A 16,229-nucleotide genomic window follows, 5' to 3' on the forward strand; every position below is an offset into this window, starting at 1 on the left:
CTCTGATGATGGACGTTTTCAGGCCTGCCCTTCGTGGCAGGCCTTCGTATGACCTGGAGATCGCCTCTCGATGACCTACCACACCTCACGTCGACGGATCCTGGGCTTCACCAGCTGTCTCGCTCTCATGGGTTCACTGATGGTCGCCGGCAACAGCCACGCCTCGACCACGAGCCCCGGGAGTGCCTTCAAGGAAGATTCGGCCAGCCAAAAGGCCCGACCCGCCCCCCTGCCCAGCAGCCTGCATTTCTGGGATGCCTTGGCACTCGAGCCCCAGGATGCCTGGTCGCGACTCAGCGAGGCCTTCCAGTGGCAGGCCGACGCCGACCATCCGCGCGTCCAGCACTGGATCGAGCACTACCGCCAGAGCCCGCACAACATCGCCCAGATCACCGAGCGGGCTCGGCCGTGGCTCGCCTGGATCACCGAGCGCGTCGAGGAACGCGGGCTGCCCGGTGAGATCGCCCTGATTCCGTTTATCGAGAGCTCGTTCGACCCCACCGCCCGCAGCCATATGGGCGCAACCGGCCTCTGGCAGTTCATGCCCGGCACCGGCAACGCCCTGGGCCTGCACCGCGGCGGCGGCTACGACGGGCGTCTCGACGTGGCGCGCTCCACCCACGCCGCGCTGGACTACATCGAGATGCAGGCCGAGCAGTGGTACGAGGGCGACATCGAGCTTTCCCTGGCCGCCTACAACGCCGGGGCCGGCAACGTGAACCGGGCCCGCAGCGCCGCGCTCGCCCGCGGCCAGGCAGGCAGCTACTGGGATCTCGATCTGCCGGGAGAAACCATGGCCTACGTCCCCAAGCTGATCGCCATCTCGACGATCATCGCCGACCCAGAGCGCTACGGCGTCGCGCTGCCGGAGATCGAGGCAGAGCCGGCCGTGGCCGAGGTACCGGTGACCCGGTCGCTGATGCTTAACGAGGCGGCCCAGTTGGCCGGGGTCTCGCGCACGGAACTCGAGGAGCTCAATCCCGGCCTGCTCGGCAACCATGCCGACCCCCGCCGCGTGACGCGCCTGCTGGTGCCCGCCGAGAGCGCCACCCGCATGGTCGCCCGCCTGCGCAGCGACACGCCCGATCGCGCCACATCGCTCGATCACGATGAGGTCTACGTGGTGCGCCGGGGCGACAGCCTCTCGGCGATCGCCTCGCGCCACTCCGTGACCCTGGCCGAGCTGGCCCGCTGGAACGGCATCGAGCGGCCCGATGCTTTACAACCGGGGCAACAGCTGACACTTTCCGGTAGTTGATGTCCGGGGCCGCGGCCCCGCCCTGCTACAAGGATGCTGATCGATGCGACATGCTGCCCCTGGCCTGGGCCTGCTGCTGAGTGCGCTGCTCGGGGGGCCGGCCCTGGCGGCCGCGCCCGCCGACGTGCCGACCGTACATGGTCTGGCGCTCTACGGCGCCCCGGCCCTGCCCGAGGACTTCGCCCATCTCCCTCACGCCGATCCCGACGCCCCGGCAGGGGGCAGCCTGGTGCGCTCGGCCATCGGCAGCTTCGACTCGACCAACCCCTTCATCATCCGCGGCACCCCGGCCACCGGGCTGACCGAGATCTACGATACCCTGCTCGCCCAGAACCCCGATGAGCCCTTCTCGATGTACGGGCTGCTCGCCGAGGGCGTGCGACTGGACCCCGATCGCCAATGGATCGAGTTCGACCTGCATCCCGAGGCACGCTTCCATGACGGCCACCCGGTCAGCGCTGAGGACGTGATCTTCAGCTTCGAGACGCTGACCGAGCAGGGCCAGCCCTTCTACGCCGCCTACTACGCGGACGTGGTGGACATCCGGGCCGTCGATGAGGACACCGTGCACATCGATCTGGCCGACAGCAAATCCCGGGAGCTGCCGCTGATCCTCGGTCAGCTGCCGATCCTGCCGGCCCACTACTGGGAAGGCCGGGACTTCGAGGCGACCACCCGCGACGCCCTGCTCGGCTCGGGCCCCTACCGCATCGCCACGGTGGAGCCGGGACGGCGCATCGTCTATGAACGCGTGGCGGACTACTGGGGGCAGGATCTGACGGTGAACCGCGGCCGCCACAACATTGAGCGGCTGGTCTACGACTACTACCGCGATCAGACCGTGGCCCTGGAGGCCTTCAAGGCCGGCAACCTCGACCTGCGCATCGAGACCAGCGCCCGTAACTGGGCCACCGCCTACGACTTCCCAGCCCTCGACGCCGGCTTCGTTAAGCGCCTCGAGGTGCCGGATGGCCAGCCCGCCGGCATGCAGGCCTACGTGATGAACCTGCGCCGCGAGACCTTTCAGGACGTACGCGTGCGCGAGGCGCTGAACCTGGCGTTCGACTTCGAGTGGCTCAATCGCAACCTCTTTTACGGCGCCTATGAGCGCACCGAGAGCTACTTCGCCAACTCCGAGATGGCCGCCGAGGGCCTGCCGAGCGAGGCCGAACTCGAGCTGCTCGCGCCTTATCGCGATGAGCTGCCAGAGGAGGTCTTCGAGACCCCGCTGCCGATCGAGCATCCCGAGGGGGTGCGCCCGCGGCTTGCCAGGGCGCTTGAGCTGCTCAACGAGGCGGGCTATGCGGTGCGCGACGGCGTGATGACCGAGCTCGACAGTGGCACCCCCCTGCGCCTGGAGGTGCTGCTCTTCGACACCCAGTTCGAGCGGGTCGTGCAGCCGCTGCTGCAGAATCTCGAACGCCTCGGCATCCAGGGCGATATCCGCATCGTTGACGTCAACCAGTACCTCAACCGGCTGCGCAGCTTCGACTTCGATATCATCGTCGGCAGCTTCCCCCAGTCGGCGAACCCCGGCAACGAACAGCGCGACTTCTGGACCAGCGAATTCGCCGATGTGCCCCAGAGCCGCAACCTGATCGGGCTCAGCGACCCGGTGATCGACGCGCTGGTCAGCGATCTGATCGCCGCCGACTCCCGGGAGGCGCTGGACACCGCCGCCCGTGCACTTGACCGGGTGCTGCGCTGGGGCTTCTACGTGATTCCCCAGTGGCACCTGGGTCACACACGGATCGCCCTGTGGGACAAGTTCGGTTGGCAGGAGCCCTTCCCCACCTACGGACTGGACCTTCACGCCTGGTGGGTGGATCCGGAGCGCGGCCGCGAGATCGAGGCCCGCCAGCGTAATCGCTGACGGCCAGAGGGAGTCGGGCGCCGGGGCCAGCCTTCGCGAGGGCGCTGTAAACCCCTCCCTGGGCGCTACCGACGCCCTGCGGCGCTCTCGCATCCTGCTCCGCTTGCAGGACCGGTGCTGGCCATCCATGGCCAGCCCGTTCGGAGGAGTCCTCCTCACCCCTGGCGTAGGACCCTCGCTACGCCTTGCCCCGGCAGGACTCGAGACTCTGGCTTGGATATGACTGCATAAGGACACGCCGTGGCCGCCTACGTACTGCGCCGCCTGCTGCTGATGATCCCCACCCTGCTGGGGATCATGCTGCTCAACTTCATCATCGTTCAGGCCGCTCCGGGCGGCCCCATCGACCAGGTGCTGGCCCGCTTTCAGGGGCTCTCCAGCGAGGCCAGCACCCGCATGGCAGGCGGTGGCGGCGACGTCGCCGCAGGCGGCGAGTCGCGCGGGGCCCGGGGCATTCCCCCCGCCTTCATCGAGAAACTCGAGGCACAGTTCGGCTTCGATGAGCCGGCCCACGAGCGCTTCCTGGGCATGATCGTCGACTACGCGACCTTCGACTTCGGCGAGAGCTTCTTTCGCGACGAGCAGGTCACCACCCTGATGCTCGAACGCCTTCCGGTGTCGATCTCGCTGGGGCTCTGGACCACCCTGGTGGTCTACCTGGTCTCGATCCCGCTGGGCATCCGCAAGGCCCTGCACCACGGCTCGAGCTTCGATGTCTGGAGCTCGGGGCTAGTGATCGTCGGCTACGCCATCCCGGGCTTCCTGTTCGCCATACTCTTGATCGTCCTGTTCGCCGGCGGCAGCTACTGGGACCTGTTCCCGCTGCGCGGCCTTACCTCGGCGGACTTCGACGAACTCTCCGCCTGGGGCAAGGTGAAGGACTATCTCTGGCACATCACCCTGCCGGTGATCGCCTCGGCGATCGGCAGCTTCGCCACCCTGACCATGCTGACCAAGAACAGCTTCCTCGACGAGGTGCACAAGCAGTACGTGCTGACCGCCCGCGCCAAGGGGGCCAGCGATCAACGCGTGCTCTACGGCCACGTGTTCCGCAACGCCATGCTGATCATCATCGCGGGGCTGCCCGCCGCGCTGGTGGGCATCTTCTTTACCGGTTCACTGCTCATCGAGGTAATCTTCTCCCTCAACGGGCTCGGCCTGCTGGGCTTCGAGGCGGTGATGCAGCGGGATTACCCGGTGATCTTCGGCACCCTGTATCTCTATACCCTGATCGGCCTGCTCCTGAAGCTGATCTCGGACCTGACCTATGTGTGGGTCGACCCGCGCATCGACTTCGAGACACGGGAGTCCTGAGTCATGAACGCCCCCAGCACCGAAACCGGCATCGCGGCGCGCCGGCCGTCTCGCTTCTCGCCCATCACTCAGCGCCGCCTGGCGGTGTTTCGCGACAACCGCCGCGCGCGGCTCTCGCTGTGGATCTTCGCGGCGCTGTTCGTATTGAGCCTTGCCGCCGAGCTGATCGCCAACGATCGGCCGATCGTCATGCAGTACCAGGGCCAGTGGTACGCGCCGGTACTGGTGGACTATCCCGATACCGAGTTCGGCGGCTTCCTGCCGAGCCCCGCCGACTATCGCGATCCCTTCACCCGGGACGAGATCGACGCCAACGGCTGGATGCTCTGGCCGCCGATCCCCTTCTCCTACCAGACCCTGGACCGGGCGCTGGACCACCCCGCTCCCTCGCCACCCACTGCCCGCCACTGGCTCGGCACCGACGACCAGGGCCGCGACGTCCTAGCCCGAGTGATCTATGGCTTCCGCCTCTCGGTGATCTTCGCGCTGGTGCTCACGGCGGGCTCGCTGGTGCTCGGGGTGCTGGCCGGCGGCATCCAGGGCTACTTCGGCGGCAAGGTCGACCTGATCGGCCAGCGCTTCACCGAGATCTGGTCGGGACTGCCAATGCTCTTCCTGCTGATCATCCTGGCGAGCCTCGTGGAGCCCAACCTCTGGTGGCTGCTCGGCATCATGCTGCTGTTCTCCTGGCTGGGGCTGGTCGACGTGGTGCGCGCCGAGTTCCTGCGCGCGCGCAACCTGGAGTACGTGCGTGCCGCCCGGGCCATGGGCCTGCCCTCGCACCTGATCATGTGGCGCCACGTGCTGCCCAACGCCATGGTCGCGACCCTGACCTTCATCCCCTTCCTGTTCACCGGCGCCATCACCACCCTCACCGCGCTGGACTTCCTGGGCTTCGGCCTGCCGCCGGGCTCGCCGTCGTTGGGCGAGCTGGTCGCCCAGGGCAAGAACAACCTGCAGGCGCCCTGGCTCGGCATCACCGCCTTCGTCACCCTGTCGGTGATGCTCTCGCTACTGGTATTTATCGGCGAGGGACTGCGTGACGCCTTCGACCCCCGCCATATCCAGCATGCCGCCACCCCGAGGACCTAATGCGATGCCTGAGCCCCTGCTGCGACTCGACGACCTGACCATCGCCTTCGACGACGTGACCGTGGTCGACCGGCTGACGCTCACGGTGCAGCGCGGCGAGACCCTGGCCCTGGTGGGTGAGTCCGGCTCCGGGAAATCGGTCTCGGCGCTCGGCGCCATGGGCCTGCTGCCCTCCAACGCGCGGATAGAGGGCGGTCGCCGCCTGGGCGACACCGACCTCGCCACTCTTTCGGGCCGAGGCTGGCGGGGGCTTCGCGGCAGCCGGGTGGGCTTCATCTTCCAGGAGCCCATGACCTCGCTGAACCCGCTGCACCCCATCGGCAAGCAGATCGGCGAGACGCTTCGCCTGCCTCATGGCCTCACCGGAAAGGCGGCCCGACGCCGCACGCGGGAGCTTCTGGAGCAGGTCAAGCTACCGCGGGCCGAGGAGCTGCTGGACGCCTGGCCGCACCAGATCTCGGGCGGCCAGCGCCAGCGGGTGATGATCGCCATGGCCATCGCCAACGAGCCGGAACTGCTGATCGCCGACGAGCCGACCACGGCGCTGGACGTCACCGTCCAGCAGGAGATCCTCGCCCTGCTGGCCGAACTGCGCGACCACCACGGCATGGGCATGCTCTTCATCACCCACGACCTCAACCTGGTGCGCCGCCACGCCGACCGAGTCTGCGTGATGCACCATGGCCATATGCAGGAGACCGGCGCGGTGGACGAGGTCTTCGCCCGGCCCCAGAGCCCCCATACCCGCCTGCTGCTAGATGCCGAGCCGAGCGGGCGGCCGGTGCCCATCGGAAGCCGGACGCCACTGCTCGAGGCTCGCGGCGTCGGGGTCAGTTTCCAGCGCCCGAAGCGGCTGTTTTCGCGTCGTCCGCCGCCCTTCGAGGCCGTCAAGCCGCTGGATCTCTCGGTGGCACCCGGCGAGACCCTGGGCATCGTCGGTGAATCCGGCTCGGGCAAGACCACCCTGGCCCTGGCGCTGCTGCGCCTGGGCCAGGGGCGCGGCGAGATCGACTTCGACGGGGCACGCCTCGATCAGCTGAGCGGCAACGACCTGCGCCGCCAGCGCCGCAGCCTGCAGGTGGTCTTCCAGGATCCCTACGGCTCGCTCTCCCCGCGCCTGCCGGTCTTCGATATCGTCAGCGAGGGGCTGCGCTTCCACCACCCGGAGCTCTCCCTGGCCGAGGTCGAGCGTCGGGTGCGCGATACCCTGCGCGAGGTCGGCCTGCCCGAGGCGTGCGCCTCCCGCTATCCCCACGAGTTCTCCGGCGGCCAGCGCCAGCGCATCGCCGTGGCCCGCGCCATCATCCTCGAGCCGCGCCTGGTGGTGCTCGACGAGCCCACCTCGGCGCTGGATCGCAGCGTGCAGAAGCAGCTCGTCGAGCTGCTGCGCGACCTGCAGGCCCGGCGCCGGCTGAGCTATCTGTTTATCAGCCACGACCTCGCCGTGGTGCGTGCCATGGCGCACCGCATCCTGGTGCTCAAGGATGGCGAGGTGATGGAACAGGGCGACTGCCGACAGGTGCTCGAGCAGCCCACCAGCGACTACACCCGGGCCCTGGTGGCGGCCGCCGGCCTCGCCGCGGTCGACTGAGCCGGCAAACGTCCTGCCCCCTCCCGTGCAGATGCGTGAGAGCCTGACTTCGGGAGTCACTGGCTATTTGGGGTGAGAAAATAGATAACGGTATAAAAAAAAGCGGTGGACGCCTTGCCGTCATCCCGGACAGAATCGAGGAAATCGAGGACCCGCTGCGTCGTCGGGGCGTTGACAGGCGGCGAGGATGCACTGATTACGCCGAGTTACACTGTGTGTCTTGCATCATGCCGATGAGATGCCATGCGACGCCTCCTTCCCTCGCTGCTCGCCCCCCTGCTGCTGGCCGCGCTGCTCGTTTCCAGCACCAACGCGATGGCACTGGATCTCGACGAAGGCTGGGAATACCGCTGGGGTGACTCCCCCTTCCTCGCTGAAGGCACACCCGCATGGGTGGAGGAGCCCAAAAGCGAGGACGCCTGGCACACCATCGCCTATCCCGCCAATCCGCCCGATCGCGACGGCCGCCAGAACGCCTGGTTTCGCCTTACCCTGCCCGAGGGCGAGTGGCGTGATCCGGTGCTCTACATCGACAGCGTCGATCTCATCACCCAGGCCTGGCTCGGTGATGAGTTGATCTATCAGCACGGCCACTTCGATGCCCGTGGCGCGGGGCGCTTCGAGGGCTGGCCCTGGCACATGATCTCCCTGCCCGAGGAATTCGCCGGCAAGACGCTCTATTTTCGCGTTTTCTCCGATTACACCGCCATCGGCCTGTGGGGAGAGGTCAAGCTGATGGAACGTCCCGAGCTGCTGGCCGATATCCTCGAGCGCTCGGCCGTCGATCTGGTGGTCAGCGCCTTCCTGATGCTGCTCGCCCTGCTCGCCTTCGTCTTCGCCCTGGTCCAGGCCAACCGACGCAGCTTCATCGGCATCGGGCTGTTCGCCCTGGCGTCCAGCATCATGCTGCTCGCCGAAACCCAGGCCAGCCAGCTGCTGCTCGATATGCCGCTGCTATGGGACTACCTGGCCGCCGCGGGCTACTTCACCCTGCCGGTGGCCATGGGACTGATGCTGGAACACTGGTTCGCCGAGCAGCGCCCGCGGCTGCTGCGCCGCATCTGGCAGCTGCACCTCGGCTACGTGGCGGGAGCCATCGGGCTCGCGATCTCCGGCGTCATCGACCTCTCCATCACCTTTCCCCTCTTCGATGTGCTACTGATGGTGAGCCTCATCGTGATGTTCACGACCATCGTCATGCACCTCGGCATGCTCAACGGGGAGCAGCGGCTGATCGTGCTGAGCTATGGGCTCTTCGCCCTGGTGCTGCTGGTCGACATGGCCGTGGCCCACGGGCTGCTCGGCTGGCGCCAGGTCCCGGTAAACGGCGGCGCGCTGTGCTTCGCACTGGCCATCGTGCTGATCTCGCTATGGCACTATCGCCAGACACAGCGTGAGCTGCAGCGTCTCAACCACTCTCTGGAGCAGCAGGTCGCCGAGCGCACTCAGGCCCTCGAGGAGATGGTCATGAAGCTAAAGGCATTTTCCTACGAGGATGCCCTGACCGGCGTTCACAACCGTCGCTACTTCGATGAGTTGCTCCAGCACGAGGCCGCCCTGGCGCGTCGCAACGGGACCCCCTTGAGCCTGGCGATGATCGATATCGACCACTTCAAGCGATTCAATGACCTAGAAGGCCATGAGGCGGGGGATACGGTACTGATCGGCCTGGGTCGGCTGCTGACGCACCATTTCCGTGACAGCGATGAGGTCTGCCGCATGGGGGGTGAGGAGTTCGTCGTCGTGATGCCGGGCGCGACCGCGCCCATGGTCGAGGCGCGTCTCGCCGAGCTGATGGAGATCCTCGACCGAACGCGCTTTCGCTATCGCGGCCGAGTACTCGATCCCCTGACGATCTCCTGCGGCATCGCCTCCTATCCCGAGCATGCCTGCGAGCCGCTGACGCTGATCGGACTCGCCGACAAGGCGCTCTATTCGGCCAAGCACCGCGGGCGCGCCCGGGTCGAGACCTACGCCTGAGCGCGATCGACGCTCAGGCGCTGAACATCCCACCGGTCGGAGCGGAATTCAGGGCGGCCTATAGAAGGCTATGAGCGCAGGGCTCAAGATGGAAGAACGACCCTCAGAACTGGGCTCGCTCCTCATCGCTGAGCTCTCGCCACTCGCCGGGCGCCAGCTCACCGAGCGCCAGCGGGCCAATCGATTCGCGATGCAGGGCCGCCACATGATGGCCGATGGCCGCGAACATGCGCTTGACCTGATGGTACTTGCCCTCGAAGAGGGTCAGCTCGGCCACTCGCGGTTCGCGCATTGAGAGCTCCGCGGGGCGGGTCGGCTTCTCCTCGCCCTCAAGCCACAGCCCCTCGGCGAACTGTCTCACGGCGGCGTCCAGGGCCTCGCCCTCCAACGGCTCGGCGAGGGTGACCCGATAAACCTTGCCGCAGCGCCGCTTCGGCGAGGTCACCCGGTGGGACCACTGGCCGTCGTCGGTGAGCAGCACCAGGCCGGTGGTATCGACGTCGAGTCGGCCGACCGTCTGCAGCCGCTCCACGTGGGGCAGGTCGACCAGTTCGCGCACCAGCGGATAGAGGCCCCGGCGGGCGCTGCACTCTACGCCCGCGGGCTTGTTGAGCATCACGTAGCGCAGGCCGACCAGTGCCAGCGGCTCGCCGTTCCAGGTGACACGACGGCTCGCGTCGACCTGGGTGGCGGGATTCTTGATCACCTCACCATCCACCTGCACCTCCTCGCGGTGTAGCGCCTTCTTGGCCAGGCTGCGGGTCAGGTCGGTGGTCTCGCAGAGAAAACGGTCCAGACGCATCAGAAACCCACCCCGTCGGCGAGGCCGAAGTGGTCGGCATCGCGCCAGGCCGGAAACTTCTCGCGAAACGCCTGCAGCTCCTCAAGGGACAGGGTGCCGGTTTTCAGGAAGGGACGGTCGCGAGGCTCGTCGAGAATCGCCTCGCCCTTGGCATCGATCAGCATGGAGTCGCCGGCGTAGGCGAGTCCCTTGGCATCCTCGCCGACGCGGTTGACGCCGATCACCGGACACAGGTTCTCAATGGCGCGCGCCTGCAGCAGCACCCGCCACGGATGGCGACGCGGTGCCGGCCAGTTGGCCACGCAGAGCAGGGCGTCGTATTCGAAGTGCTCGTCGGCCCCTGGGCGCTGGCGCAGCCAGACCGGGAAACGCAGGTCGTAGCAGACGCTGAGCAGGATGCGAAAGCCCTTGAGCTCGACGATTACCCGCTCGTGGCCCATGGCGTAGCGCTCGTGCTCACCGGCCATGCGGAACAGGTGGCGCTTGTCGTAGTGCACCAGGCTGCCGTCCGGGCGCGCCCAGATCAGGCGATTGAAGTAATCGCCGTTTTCCACCACGGCCACGCTGCCGGTGACCACGCAGCCGCGACGAGCCGCCTGAGCCTGCAGCCAGGCCACGGTGCGGCTCTCGTCCATGGGCTCGGCCATCTCGCGGGAGTTCATGGTAAAGCCGGTGGCGAACATCTCCGGCAGCACGATCAGGTCGGTGTCGTCGGCGCCGAGATCGCCCAGCGTCTCCTCGAGCATTCGACAGTTGGCATCGGGATCTTCCCAGCGCAGGTCGCACTGCACCAGGGTGGTTCGCAACTCGCTCATCGGGGGACTCCGTCCGGGGCTGTATCTGGTGCCCAGACTACCGCAGCACCGGCGTCGCGTCAGCCGCCTCACGCATGGCGACGCCGCCGATAGCCTGCTAACCTCAAGGGTTTTTGCGACACGAGATCCCCATGACGCGCTCCCCCGCTTCTGCCACAGCTGCTGCTTACTCCCGGGACACCGGCCAGGGCGTGGCCTTCGGCCTGGCCGCCTACATGATGTGGGGGTGCTTTCCGCTGTTCTTTGCCCTCTTCCAGGGCGTGCCGGCCTTCGAGGTGCTGATCCACCGAGTGATCTGGTCCTGCGCCTTCCTGGCCGGCCTGATCACCCTGCTCGGCCGCTGGTCGCCGGTGCGCCAGGCCCTGGCCGAACCGAGGCGACTGGGTCGCGTGCTGGGCTGCGCCCTGCTGATCGCGCTGAACTGGGGGCTCTACATCTACTCGGTGGAGACGCACCACGTGCTGCAGGCGAGCCTTGGGTATTTCATGACGCCGCTGGTCAACGTGGCGCTGGGCATGCTGGTGCTGCGCGAGCGCATGGCGCGCCTGCAGGGCGTCGCGGTGGCGCTAGCGGTGCTGGCGATCGCGCTCCAGCTCATGATGCTGGGCGAGTTGCCCTGGATCAGCCTGGCGCTGGCCTTCTCCTTTGGCACCTACGGCCTGCTGCGCAAGCAGGTGAGGCTCGACGGCCTCTCGGGGCTGTTCGTCGAGACCCTGCTGCTGCTGCCCCTGGCGCTGATGACGCTGGGCTGGCTCACCCAGGCCGAGCTCTCCCATTTCCTCGAGGAGGGCCGCACCACCCTGCTGCTGATCGCCAGCGGGGTAATCACCGCCCTGCCCCTGCTGGCCTTTGCCGGCGCCGCGCGTCGCCTGCGCCTGGCCACGCTGGGGTTTCTGATGTACATCAACCCGACCATCCAGTTCCTCATCGCCCTGTGGGTCTTCCATGAACCGCTGCCGGCCGCGCAGCTGGCGACCTTCGTGCTGATCTGGATCGGCCTGGCCCTCTACTCCTGGTCGGCCTGGCACGCCCACCGGCGACGCGCCACTCCCCAGGCGGCGAGTCGCGCCTGAGACTGCTGCCACACCCGTTACGGGTGTGGATTCACCGCACCCTCAGGCCTGGCTGGCGGCCAGGGCCTGATCCAGGTCCGCGATGATGTCGTCGACATGTTCGATGCCGATGGAGAGGCGCACCATGTCCGGGGTGACCCCGGCCGCCTTCAGCTCCTGCTCGTTGAGCTGGCGGTGGGTGGTGGCCGCGGGGATCGACGAGCAGGTCTTGGCATCGCCAATGTTGACCAGACGCAGGATCATGCCCAGGGCATCGTAGAAGCGCGCACCGGCCTCGAGGCCGCCGTTGATGCCGAAACTGAGGATGCCCGAGGCGTGACCGTCCATGTAGCGGCGTGCCAGGGCATGGTCCTTATGGCTCGGAAGCCCGGCGAACTGCACCCAGGTCACTGCGTCATGGCCTTCGAGGTACTCGGCCACCTTCAGGGCGTTGTCGCAGATGCGCTCGATGCGCAGCGACAGGGTCTCGAGGCCCTGCAGCAGCTGCCAAGCGGCCTGGGCGGAGAGCGCCGCGCCCATGTTGCGCAGCGGCACCACTCGCGCCCGGCCGATGAAGGCCGCCTCGCCGAGGTCGCGGGTGTAGCAGACCCCATGGTAGGAGACGTCTGGCTCGTTGAGCAGCGGGAAGCGGTCGGCATTCTCGGCCCAGGGAAACTTGCCGGAATCGATGATCACCCCGCCCACGGTCGTGCCGTGACCGCCGATGTACTTGGTGGCGGAGTGGATGACGATGTCGGCGCCGTGCTCGATGGGACGCCACAGGAAGGGCGTCGCCACGGTGTTGTCGACGATCACCGGCACCCCGTGGCGATGCGCCGCCTCGGCGAGTGCCGCCATGTCCACCACGCTGCCCGAGGGGTTGCCGACGCTCTCGCAGAAGACCGCCTTGGTGCGCGCATCGATCAGCGCCTCCAGGCCCTCGATGTCGTCCTTGTCGGCGAAGCGCACCTCGATGCCCTGGCGCGGCAGGGTATGCGCGAAGAGGTTGTAGGTGCCGCCGTAGAGCTCGCTGATCGAGACGATGTTGTCGCCGGCCTCGGCGATGGTCTGGATCGAGGCGGTGATGGCCGCCATGCCCGAGGCCATGGCCAGGCCCGCGATGCCGCCCTCCAGGGCCGCCAGGCGCTGCTCGAGCACCGCGCAGGTGGGGTTCATGATCCGCGAGTAGATGTTGCCCTCGACCTTGAGGTCGAACAGGTCCGCGGCGTGCTGCGCGCTGTCGAAGGAGAACGAGGTGGTCTGGTGGATCGGCACGGCCACGGCGTGCTGGTCGTCGGGGGCATAGCCGTGGTGCAGGGCGAGGGTCTCGGGCTTCATGGGGTGTCCTTGGGCGTTTTCATCGATGGTGGTGTCACTGCGTATCGCTGATTCACCCGATGCTAACCAAGCCTGAACCTCGAGACCAATATCGTTTAGTCTGGTCGGCATGCCCGTGGGCCATCGCCCGCTGCCAAAGCCACCGACACGGCGTGACAGGATGCTCAAGCGCTACCTCCCGATCCTCACCTGGCTGCCCCACTACACCCGCCGCCTGGCCGGCGCCGACCTGCTGGCCGGCGTGATCGTCAGCATCATGGTGATTCCCCAGTCGCTGGCCTATGCGCTGCTGGCGGGGCTACCGGCGGTGGTCGGCCTGTATGCCAGCATCCTGCCCCTGCTCGCCTATACGTTGCTCGGCACCAGCCGCACCCTGGCCGTGGGACCAGTGGCGATCATCGCCCTGATGACCGGTGCGGCGCTCTCAGGCGTCGCCGCGCCGGGCACGCCCGAGTATCTCCAGGCGGCCCTGGTGCTGTCACTGCTTTCCGGGCTGATGCTCACCGCCATGGGGCTGCTGCGCCTGGGCTTCTTCGCCAACTTCCTGAGCCACCCGGTGATCGCCGGCTTTCTTTCCGCCTCGGCGGTGCTGATCGCCGCCAGCCAGGCGGCCCACCTGCTCGGCATCGAGGCCAGCGGCTTTACCGCCCTGGACCTGGTGGCGAGTCTCGCCGGCCACCTCGGCCAGACCCACGGGCCGACCCTGCTGATGGGCCTCGGCTGCCTCGCCTTCCTGGTGGGCCTCCGACAGTTCGGCAAGCGTCTATTGCTCTCGATGGGCCTCCCGGCGGGGCTCGCCGCGCTGCTGACTCGCACGGGTCCGGTGATCGCGGTGATCGTGACCACGCTGCTCAGCTGGCAGCTGGGACTCGCCGAGCGGGGCGTGGCGGTGGTTGGTGCCGTGCCCGGAGGGCTCCCGCCGCTGACCCTGCCGCCGCTGGAGCCGTCGCTGTGGCGAACGCTGCTGGTCCCGGCGCTGCTGATCAGCGTGGTCGGCTTCGTTGAGTCGATCTCCATGGCGCAGATGCTCGCCGCCAAGCGTCGCGAGCGGATCTCGCCCAACCAGGAGCTGGTGGGCCTGGGTGGCGCCAATGTCGCGGCCGCCTTCACCGGCGGCATGCCGGTCACCGGGGGGCTCTCGCGCACCGTGATCAACTTCGAGTCCGGGGCGCGCACGCCCATGGCGGGTTTCTTCGCGGCGCTTGGTATCGCGGCGGTCACGCTGGCCCTGACCCCGCTACTGCATCACCTGCCCATCGCCACGCTGGCCGCCACCATCACCGTTTCCATCCTGACACTGGTGGACATCCCGATGATGCGCCAGACCTGGCGCTACTCGCGCAGCGACTTCTCGGCCATGGCGGTGACCATCGTGCTGACCCTGGTGGAGGGCGTTGAGGCCGGCATCATCTCGGGGGTACTGCTTTCCATCGGGCTCTTCCTCTACCGCACCAGCCGCCCGCACAGCGTGCTGGTGGGGCGCATCGAGGGCACCGAGCACTTTCGCAGCGTGCATCGCCACCAGACCGAGACCGTCAGCCACCTGGCCATGCTGCGCGTCGACGAGAGCCTCTACTTCGCCAACGCCCGCTACCTCGAGGACACCCTCTACGCCCTGGTGGCGAGCCGTCCCGAGCTCGATCACGTGGTGCTGATCTGCTCGGCGGTCAACCTGATCGACGCCTCGGCCCTGGAGAGCCTCGAGGCGATCAACGCCCGGCTCCAGGACTCCTCGGTCACTCTGCACCTTGCCGAGGTCAAGGGGCCGGTGATGGACCGGCTCAAGCACAGCGACTTCCTCGACGACCTGACCGGACGCGTATTTCTCAGCACCTACGCGGCCTGGCAGGAGCTTCGCCAGCCCCGCGAGGCCGCCGACTGACGGCGGGTGCGGGCGCCGCTCGCTCGGCGGCGGCCCCGCGCCTGGCGCGGCTCGAAATATCCACCATTCCCGTAAGCGTCCATGTTTTGGCATCAGGGCGCATGATTCACCATAGTGGCGATCATTGGGTATGATGGCCGAGACACTCAGGACGACAGCGGGCCATGGACACCACCTCGAAACAGAACCTCGGCGTCAGTGCCTATCACTGGCTCAAGCACGACATCATCCGCGGCGTCTTCACCCCCGGCGAGAAATTGCGGATGAGCGGGCTCAAGGAACGCTATGGCCTGGGCATCGGCCCCCTGCGCGAGGCCCTCTCGCAGCTGGTGGCCGAGCATCTGGTGGTGGCGATCAGCCAGCGGGGCTACCGGGTCGCGCCCATGTCGCTGTCGGAGCTCAAAGATCTCTACGATGCCCGGGCCCAGCTCGAGGGGCTGCTGCTGGAGCTGGCCATCCAGCGTGGCGGCGATGACTGGGAGGCCGAGATCCTGGCCAAGGCCCATACCCTGGCCAAGGTGACCGAGGTCAACAGCCCCGAGGAGCTGCTCGAGGTGTGGGATACTCGTCACAAGGCCTTTCATACCGCCATCGTCGCCGGCTGCGACTCGCCCCACCTGCTCAAGGTCCGCGAGGGCCTCTTCGACCAGGTGGAACGCTATCGCCACCTGTGGCTGCGCGAGACCGTCTTCTCCGGCGAGGCCCTGGCACGCAAGCGCGACGAGCATGAGGCCCTGGTCGAGGCCATCCTCTCCCGCGACGTCGCACGCGCCGCCCAGATGATGCGCGACCACCTGATGACGCCGGTACCGATCATCACCGAGGCCATGCAGCGTCAGGGACTGGCCTGAGGCCTCGATGAGATCCTGGCATCAGCGAGGCATTTCCCTCGCCCGACCAAGACGTCATGATGGTGTCATGCACTATCGCGACACTCGACTCAGACCCATTGCAAGGAACTAGCCCCATGCCACATCTGCTGCGTTTTTCCCGTGACGTCGAGACCCGCCTCGAGCAGGCCTGCCAGCATACCGGCATCACCAAGGCCGAGCTGATCGAGCGCCTGGTGCAGGATGGCCTGAGCGATCTGGAGACCCAGCTGCTGCTAGAGGGCGGCGCCCCCCGCGTCGAGCGCAGCATCGACCAGCTGCTGCGCGAGAGCGGCCTGGGCGCGTAAATGAGGGCCTAAAGAGGTGCCTGGCGAGACGTGCGAAGAGGCGCCCGAGACGGCG

Annotated in this window: 13 protein-coding genes; 10 read left to right on the forward strand and 3 right to left on the reverse strand. The window is 67.4% G+C overall.

Annotated elements, in window-relative coordinates; genetic code table 11:
* Positions 1-70 precede the first annotated feature (70 nt).
* From RSO68_RS02015 to RSO68_RS02040, 6 genes are all read left to right on the forward strand, one after another.
* Positions 71-1,258 carry a transglycosylase SLT domain-containing protein gene (locus RSO68_RS02015; RefSeq protein WP_315585240.1) on the forward strand — a complete coding sequence of 396 codons (1,188 nt, stop codon included), beginning with the start codon at positions 71-73 and terminating at the stop codon, positions 1,256-1,258.
* A gap of 43 nt (positions 1,259-1,301) precedes the next feature.
* Positions 1,302-3,131, forward strand: coding sequence for an extracellular solute-binding protein (locus tag RSO68_RS02020; protein WP_315585241.1), 1,830 nt, complete (start codon positions 1,302-1,304; stop codon positions 3,129-3,131).
* A 240-nt stretch (positions 3,132-3,371) separates the two neighbouring features.
* Positions 3,372-4,445, forward strand: a complete 1,074-nt coding sequence (locus RSO68_RS02025; protein WP_315585242.1) for a microcin C ABC transporter permease YejB — start codon at positions 3,372-3,374, stop codon at positions 4,443-4,445.
* Positions 4,446-4,448: 3 nt separating this feature from the next.
* Positions 4,449-5,537 (forward strand): ABC transporter permease, encoded by a 1,089-nt coding sequence (locus RSO68_RS02030; protein ID WP_315585243.1) that lies wholly within the window; start codon positions 4,449-4,451, stop codon positions 5,535-5,537.
* A gap of 4 nt (positions 5,538-5,541) precedes the next feature.
* On the forward strand, positions 5,542-7,128 hold the full coding sequence (locus RSO68_RS02035; protein ID WP_315585244.1) for an ABC transporter ATP-binding protein: 1,587 nt from the start codon (positions 5,542-5,544) through the stop codon (positions 7,126-7,128).
* Positions 7,129-7,371: 243 nt separating this feature from the next.
* Complete coding sequence (locus tag RSO68_RS02040; protein WP_315585245.1) at positions 7,372-9,108, forward strand: sensor domain-containing diguanylate cyclase; 1,737 nt, start codon at positions 7,372-7,374, stop codon at positions 9,106-9,108.
* 103 nt (positions 9,109-9,211) lie between these two features.
* Here the strand turns inward: RSO68_RS02040 and RSO68_RS02045 are convergent, their stop codons facing one another.
* Positions 9,212-9,910 carry a pseudouridine synthase gene (locus tag RSO68_RS02045; RefSeq protein WP_315585246.1) on the reverse strand — a complete coding sequence of 233 codons (699 nt, stop codon included), beginning with the start codon at positions 9,908-9,910 and terminating at the stop codon, positions 9,212-9,214.
* Entirely contained in the window at positions 9,910-10,725 is an 816-nt protein-coding gene (locus RSO68_RS02050) for an amidohydrolase (RefSeq protein ID WP_315585247.1), read from the reverse strand. Before RSO68_RS02050 ends, RSO68_RS02045 begins: the two co-directional genes overlap by 1 nt.
* A gap of 131 nt (positions 10,726-10,856) precedes the next feature.
* On the opposite strand from RSO68_RS02050, the gene rarD reads away from it, so the two are divergent.
* Positions 10,857-11,798 (forward strand): EamA family transporter RarD, encoded by a 942-nt coding sequence (rarD, locus tag RSO68_RS02055; protein ID WP_315585248.1) that lies wholly within the window; start codon positions 10,857-10,859, stop codon positions 11,796-11,798.
* A gap of 42 nt (positions 11,799-11,840) precedes the next feature.
* On the opposite strand, the gene RSO68_RS02060 is transcribed toward rarD, so the two are convergent.
* Complete coding sequence (locus RSO68_RS02060) at positions 11,841-13,115, reverse strand: O-acetylhomoserine aminocarboxypropyltransferase/cysteine synthase family protein (protein WP_315585249.1); 1,275 nt, start codon at positions 13,113-13,115, stop codon at positions 11,841-11,843.
* Positions 13,116-13,275: 160 nt separating this feature from the next.
* Here RSO68_RS02060 and RSO68_RS02065 point away from each other — a divergent pair, with 160 nt between their 5' ends.
* The 3 genes from RSO68_RS02065 (at position 13,276) to RSO68_RS02075 (ending at position 16,174) form a co-directional block, all read left to right on the forward strand.
* Positions 13,276-14,997 (forward strand): SulP family inorganic anion transporter, encoded by a 1,722-nt coding sequence (locus RSO68_RS02065; RefSeq protein WP_315585250.1) that lies wholly within the window; start codon positions 13,276-13,278, stop codon positions 14,995-14,997.
* A 164-nt stretch (positions 14,998-15,161) separates the two neighbouring features.
* Positions 15,162-15,848: a DNA-binding transcriptional regulator CsiR gene (gene csiR, locus RSO68_RS02070; protein ID WP_315585251.1), complete on the forward strand. Its 687-nt coding sequence runs from the start codon at positions 15,162-15,164 to the stop codon at positions 15,846-15,848.
* A gap of 116 nt (positions 15,849-15,964) precedes the next feature.
* Positions 15,965-16,174: a hypothetical protein gene (locus tag RSO68_RS02075; protein WP_315585252.1), complete on the forward strand. Its 210-nt coding sequence runs from the start codon at positions 15,965-15,967 to the stop codon at positions 16,172-16,174.
* The last annotated feature ends 55 nt before the right edge of the window (positions 16,175-16,229 follow it).

The sequence above is a fragment of the Halomonas saccharevitans genome (assembly GCF_032333995.1).
GTDB classification, from domain to species: domain Bacteria; phylum Pseudomonadota; class Gammaproteobacteria; order Pseudomonadales; family Halomonadaceae; genus Halomonas; species Halomonas saccharevitans.